The sequence below is a fragment of the Paraburkholderia sp. Ac-20347 genome (genome assembly GCF_017104805.1).
Classification (GTDB): domain Bacteria; phylum Pseudomonadota; class Gammaproteobacteria; order Burkholderiales; family Burkholderiaceae; genus Paraburkholderia; species Paraburkholderia tropica.
In genome coordinates this window covers 1-6,135 of sequence record NZ_JAAGPN010000370.1, presented here as the reverse complement: position 1 = coordinate 6,135, position 6,135 = coordinate 1, and the positions used below count along the sequence as shown (strand labels likewise).

7 protein-coding genes and 1 riboswitch are annotated in these 6,135 nt (G+C 65.8%); of the genes, 3 read left to right on the top strand and 4 right to left on the bottom strand.

The window, feature by feature from the left end; translation table 11 throughout:
• Window positions 1-120: 120 nt before the first annotated feature.
• On the bottom strand, window positions 121-954 hold the full coding sequence (locus G3N97_RS35515; RefSeq protein WP_065059329.1) for a ferritin-like domain-containing protein: 834 nt from the start codon (window positions 952-954) through the stop codon (window positions 121-123).
• A 431-nt stretch (window positions 955-1,385) separates the two neighbouring features.
• Between G3N97_RS35515 and G3N97_RS40055 the strand changes: the two genes are divergently transcribed.
• Window positions 1,386-1,517 (top strand): hypothetical protein, encoded by a 132-nt coding sequence (locus tag G3N97_RS40055; RefSeq protein WP_277397866.1) that lies wholly within the window; start codon window positions 1,386-1,388, stop codon window positions 1,515-1,517.
• Between the two features lie 348 nt (window positions 1,518-1,865).
• Window positions 1,866-2,063, top strand: a complete 198-nt coding sequence (locus G3N97_RS35510) for a hypothetical protein (RefSeq protein WP_065059386.1) — start codon at window positions 1,866-1,868, stop codon at window positions 2,061-2,063.
• Window positions 2,064-2,372: 309 nt separating this feature from the next.
• Here G3N97_RS35510 and G3N97_RS35505 read toward each other — a convergent pair whose 3' ends face one another.
• Window positions 2,373-2,750, bottom strand: a complete 378-nt coding sequence (locus G3N97_RS35505) for a hypothetical protein (protein WP_205997497.1) — start codon at window positions 2,748-2,750, stop codon at window positions 2,373-2,375.
• Between the two features lie 292 nt (window positions 2,751-3,042).
• Between G3N97_RS35505 and G3N97_RS35500 the strand changes: the two genes are divergently transcribed.
• Window positions 3,043-3,729: an HAD family hydrolase gene (locus G3N97_RS35500; protein ID WP_205997496.1), complete on the top strand. Its 687-nt coding sequence runs from the start codon at window positions 3,043-3,045 to the stop codon at window positions 3,727-3,729.
• A gap of 131 nt (window positions 3,730-3,860) precedes the next feature.
• On the opposite strand, the gene ribB is transcribed toward G3N97_RS35500, so the two are convergent.
• Window positions 3,861-4,577 (bottom strand): 3,4-dihydroxy-2-butanone-4-phosphate synthase, encoded by a 717-nt coding sequence (gene ribB, locus G3N97_RS35495; RefSeq protein ID WP_205997495.1) that lies wholly within the window; start codon window positions 4,575-4,577, stop codon window positions 3,861-3,863.
• Between the two features lie 174 nt (window positions 4,578-4,751).
• Window positions 4,752-4,937: riboswitch (FMN riboswitch) on the bottom strand.
• Between the two features lie 93 nt (window positions 4,938-5,030).
• Window positions 5,031-5,669, bottom strand: a complete 639-nt coding sequence (locus G3N97_RS35490) for an XRE family transcriptional regulator (protein ID WP_205997498.1) — start codon at window positions 5,667-5,669, stop codon at window positions 5,031-5,033.
• Window positions 5,670-6,135: the final 466 nt, after the last annotated feature.

The window sequence follows — 6,135 nt, the reverse complement described above, 5'->3', positions numbered from 1 at the left end:
AGCGCGGCGACCGCTAAGCCGGTCCGCCAGCCCGCGGCGCCTCGCCGCGCGGCACTTGCGCCATGAAAAAGGCCCGCTTTGCAGCGGGCCTTTTCTTTTGTGCGGCTCGAACGTCGGCGCTCAGCGGAAGAACACGTGCTGGGTGATCTTCGCGAGCGGATACAGCACGCTCGGCTGGATCTTCGCGGGAATGTCGAGCGGCTTGAGCAGCATCTTCACGCACATGTCGGCGGACAGATTGTGGCGCACGAGCTTGTTCACGCGCGCCGTGAGTTCGCGGTTGTACGCCGAATCCTTCACGCGATCGGGATAGCGAATCGCGAACACGTGACGCAGCGCGATCTCCGAGTCCTCGTTCTTGATCTCCATCACGCGGCGCATGAGCGCGCCAAGCACCGCGAGGCGGCCATGCCCCTCGACCTGGTTGTACTTCTTGAAGTAGCGGAAAAAGTGCTTGTAGTGGCGCACTTCGTCCGAACGGATGTTGTCGGTGATTTCCTTGAGCACGGGCTCGGTCGAACATTCGCCGATCGCGCGATACAAGGTGGCCGTGCCCGTTTCGACGACGCAGCGCGCAACCATTTCGAGCGCGCGCGTCTTTTCGAATTCCTCGAACGAGCAGGTCTTCGAGTATTCCTCGAAGAAGTTATTGAACGCCGTGTCCCAGTCGAATTCGGGCCAGACGTAATTGATGTAGGTCTTCAGCGCGCGGCCGTGCTGAAGCTCCTCGTGTTCCCATTCGTTGTTGAGCCACGCCGACACTTCCGGGTCGCCATTGAAAAACACGCTCAGATTGCTCGTGTAGAGGTCCGAGCCGCTTTCGATGAACGATGCCGCACACAGCAGCAGCAGCAGATCTTCGTTGGCAGCCGCGAGCTTGCGGTCGATCCGCGTGAGATCGATGTCTTCGATGCGCCAGGGCATCACGTGGCCAGGCTCACTGTCGTTACGCATTATGTCGTACTCCGAAAGCGGTATCTGCTCGCGCGGCGCTACGCGCCCGGTCCCGGCGCGACTGCTCGCCGGTGCCCTGCAATGGCGCTTTCGCCGCGTGGTGAAAGGTACCAGCCATATCTAATTCATATTAGCCGTTGTTTCTTGAAGCTGCAGTCTCAGAGCACAGACCGGTCCCGCAAGCGCCAGTTCCGGGAAGAGTCGACTTGTAAGCCAGTCGTAGCGCAGATTTTGTTACGCAGCAATACTCTGTGCCGCGAGCAGGACGCTCAGCGCACGCTACGCAAAGCCCTGTCCCGATAGCCCCGGAGCCGCAAGCCACGGGCCTGACAGCGGTACGTAACAGGACCACAAATAATCGGCGGCGTTGCGAAGTAAAGGCTCACACGCGGCAATCGGCGCAAACCGAAGAAATCCTCCAGGGCGTCAGCTTGACGGAGCGCAAGTCGCGCGCGACCGCGAACGAGGCGCAAGCGATGCGCGGCGAATCGGTGCCCGAGCGCGGACGTGAATCGAGCACGAACCGGCCCGTGAATCAGCACGCATTGCGCGACGCGCCATGAACTTCAAGTGATTTCGCGGATTCCTGGGCGCGGCTCGACCGCCGCCGCAGGCAGCGAATGTCAAAGGGAATATTTTCGGCATGTGGTTTGTACAACGCAAAGGCGTTGACTACACTCCAGTTCCCCGGCGCCGCGTCCGGGCTGGATGCTGTTTGAGTTGCCTGGGCGACGTCTCCCGACGCTCGCGATCACCACTCCCGGGCACGCTCGAACGGACCGCCAACCGTCCAGCCGATCACCGACCGCGCCGTTGCAGGCTTTCGCTCACGCCCACCGCATGACTGTCGCCGCGCCGCCCAACGAGGGGCCGCGAACGTCGACCTCTGATGCGGCAACATGGAGAGAACGATGCTGAGTCCGCATGAATTCGCCACTCTGCTGCTAGTGAAGGACGCCCCCAACCAGCTCGATATGGAGCGCGAAGAACTGGACGCCCTGCTCGAACGACAGCTCGTCCAGCTGGAACGCCTGGCCTCCGGCCTCCAGCGGTGGCGACTCACCGAAATCGGCGACTCGGCGTTACGCGCCATCAAACGGTTTTCGTGAACCAGACACCGCGCGGCTCACGCGCGGCAACGGCCTGACACGCCGGCGCGCGCGAACACGCTCTCAGGCACGCGCCATACGACCACGACCGACCTTTTCTCGACCTGAGCGGACGCCGGGATCGTCCGCCAGAACGCTGTGTCGAGCCCATCCCCGATGCAGGCGCACGGCTGTAGACGTTCGCGCCTGCAGTGCATGGTCACGCGGACCCGCGCGCTTCATGCCCGCGTGACCATTTTTTTCGCGCTCCGCCTGGCTGCTACGCCAGGCTGTTCCGCCAGGTTCCGCGTCCGGCCGGACCGCGCGCGCTCAACCGCCGCGCAAGGTCGGATCGGCCGAGGCGCGCCAGTTCAGCGCCTGTGCGCGCTGGTCGTTGAGATACGCCACCCACTGATTGCGCGACTGCATGTCGCCGTTCGCGCCATGCGCCGTGTACTGCTGCGCGAGCCCCGCCTGGAAGCTGCAGAAGCGCTCCTGCGGCAGCTTGCCGTGACGGTTGGCGACATAGGCGTCGTAGATCGCCGAATAGACGGCCTGGGTGTCCGCGCCGTAGTCGGGCGACTGGCCGCCGCACATCTGCTGAAGCGTGGCGAAAGGCGGCGGGCTGCTCCACGTGCCGACAAGGCCCGACGAATTGGCACATCCCGCGACGAGCATCGCCGCACCGATCATCGCAAGTCCACGCATTGCGTTCTCCCCGTGTTCGACTGAGTGTTCCAGCGCGCATTGTCGCATCGCGCGGCGCGCCTCACACCCTGGCCGTACGGCCAACGTCGCATCGACGCGTGAAAGCCGGCGCATCCGAAACAGCAAGCGGCACGCGAAACCCCGGCCGTGCACGCAAAAGCACGTATCATGAGGCTTTCAACGTCCTGCCTTGCCGGTTTGCGTGCGTGGTGTCCGCATGCCGCGCGACCGTGCGCCGCCCCGTGTTTTCGTCCGTCCATACAGCCTTCACGGCTGCTTTTTCGTCTTACGCATGATCGACCATCTCATCTGCGACTGCGACGGCGTGCTCGTCGACAGCGAAGTCATCGCCGACCACGTGCTCTTCGATACGCTCAGCCGCACCTTCCCCGGCGTGGATTTCCGCGCCGCCGTGGCCTCCGCCTTCGGCCAGCAGACCTCGCGTTTTCTCGCCGACGTCGCCGAGCGCTTCAATCTCACGCTGCCCGAGCATTTTCTCGAGACGATCGACCACAACTGCGAAGTCGCGATCGCCGATTCGGTGAGCCCGATCAACGGCGTGCGCGACGCGCTGCGCCAGATCGCGCTGCCCGCCGCCGTGGTGTCGAACAGCCGCCTCACGCGCGTGCACGCCTCGGTGCGCCGCGCCGGGCTCGACACGATCTTCGGCGAGCGCATCTTCAGCGCCGAGATGGTCGCGCGGCCCAAGCCTTATCCGGATGTCTATCTGCATGCGGCCAAAACGCTCGGCGTGGAGCCGGCGCGCTGCCTCGTGGTCGAGGACAGCCTCTCGGGCCTGAACGCCGCGCGCGCGGCGGGCATGAAGACCATCGCGTTCGTGGGCGCGAGCCATATCCCGTCGGGCTATGCCGACGTGCTGCGCGAGATGGGCATCACGCGCATCATGGAGCACATGGAAGAGTTGCCCGCGCTCGTGGCAGCGGGCGTGCGCGGCGAGTTCGGCGACGTGCAGTCGTAAGCCAACCTGGCGCGCTGCCGCTCGCTTCGTCGATAAAAAAACGGCGCGTGAACCGCAAGGCTCACGCGCCGTTTTTCATTGCGGGCCGCCCGGCAAGGCGGTCCGCAGCACCTTCACGTCTCGAACGCGCCTTACACCAGCTCGGCGCTGCGTTCGCGCACCTCGGCGAGCGAGGCGCGGAATGCCGCCAGCTCGGCGATCGTCAGCATCGGCAGATTGTGCAGCTTCGCGAAGTCGTCGACCTGCTGGCCGCGCGCCATCGTGCCGTCCGGGTTCATCAGTTCGCACAACACGCCCGCAGGCTCCAGACCGGCGAGCGCCGCCAGGTCGACGGTGCCTTCGGTATGGCCCCGGCGCGCGAGCACGCCGCCCGGCTGCGCGCGCAGCGGGAACACGTGGCCGGGGCTCACGATATCGGTGGGCTTCGCGCCGGCCGCGATGGCCGCGCGGATCGTCGTCACGCGGTCGACCGCCGACACGCCCGTGCTCACGCCCTCGCGCGCCTCGATCGAGACGGTGAAGGCCGTGCGGTTGCGGCTCTCGTTGCGCGCGACCATCGGCGGCAGTTCGAGCGCGCGCACTTTCTCGTCGGAGAGGCACAGGCAGACGATGCCGCTGCATTCGCGGATGAACAGCGCCATCGTTTCGTTGGTCAGGTTCTCGGCAGCGCAGACGAGATCGGCCTCGTCCTCGCGGTCGTGATCGTCCTGAAGGACGACGGGACGGCCTTCGCGCATGGCCTGCAGCGCGGCGGCGATGCGCGGCGGCACCGGCTCGGTATCGAGCAAAGGAAGATCGGCGATGGCGTCGAGCGGCTGCTCGACCGGGAGATTGCGGGTAAAGGACATGTGAAACGCTCCTCGCAAGAGTTGGGCGAAAAACGTTTCAGGGCATTGCAAACAGACAGGAATCCCCGGCACGCGACCTCTCGCGAGCGCCGCGCGCGGCACCCGGCTCAAGGCCGGACGACGCCACGCGCACGCAGGCGCAACGCCGCGGCGGATGGGCAAACATGACCATCTGCACATCTTCTCTCATCCGGACTATGACCGTCGGCTCTGGCTTCGCACCAGATCTGCTGACCCTGCGCGCGAGACGAAAACAACTTGCAGCGACTCACGCACAGGCGCTCGCGGGCTCACCGGCTGGCCTTTCGGCCCGGCCGGCATACCGCCGGTGGGGAATTGCACCCCGCCCTGAAGACGCACTGATTACCGGTTGAACCGGCGGAAGAAGCATACCGCGTCGCGCCCGATCGTGCAGCGCGGCAAAGACCCACTGGACAAATTGGCGCACCGACCTCAGAGCGTCTGCGGCGCGGCTTGCGGCACGTCCCAGCGCGGCGGCGTCTCGGCGTTGCGCGTCACGCGGAACACGCGCGCCTCGGTGTCGCCCGGATTGCGCAGGCTGTGCGGCTGGTCGGCGTCGAACACGATGGCGTCGCCGGTCGCGAGCAACTGGCGGCGATCGTGTACGCTCACTTCGAGCGTGCCTTCGCTGACGACGAGGTTGACGGTCGTGCCCGGCGCGCGGCGCGTGCCTGGCTCGGTGTGCAGCGGCGCGATGCGCAGCTCGTGAAACTCGGCGGCGGCGGGCTCGTCCTCGGGATAGAGCGCGCGAGCCGAATAACGGCCGTCGGCGCTCACGCGGCGCGGCGCGCGTTCGGCGGGCAGATGCTCGAAGCCGTTCACCGCATGACGGCGCAGGAACGCCGACACCGACACCTTGAGCGCCGCCGCAACCTTGCAGAGCACCTTGATCGACGGCACGCTGCGCGCCGACTCCACCTGGGCGAGCATCGCGCGCGAGACGCCCGAGGCGCGCGCCAGCGCATCGAGCGAGAGCTGACGCTCGGCGCGCAACCGCGCGAGGTTCACGCCGACGAGATGTTCGAGCGCATCGAACGCATTGGCAGCGCTGTCGTGCGCCTCCGTTTGCAATGTCGCTTGTGCTGTTGTTTGTGCAAGCGGCGCAGTGGCGAATGCAGAGCGTTCGTCGACGCCGCGAACAATCGCTTCGTTATCCGAATCAGTATCGATGTCGACGGCGAGATCGTCGTCGCGGCGATGCGTCGTACCGCGATGTGCGGCCGGACGATCGGCCTGCGCGTGGCTCACGAGCGCGAGCGGTGAATGCATGGCAGCCTCCCAGACGCGCCGCGAACCGGCGCAATTGCTTGAATGGAGGCAAGACTAGCATCGCGTCCCGCCGCGCCCAACGAAGTTATCTTCACACTGATATCAGCATTGCAGAGCGCGTTTTCGGGAATGCTTGTGCGCGTATGCGATATGCCCAGACTGTGCGCAACGCGGGTTCAGCAGGCGTCCTGACTCACCGCCACGCGCGCCGCCGCGCCGCCGGTTTCGCGCGCGTCGAGCCGCGCCGCCAGCCAGGTCAGCGCGAGCG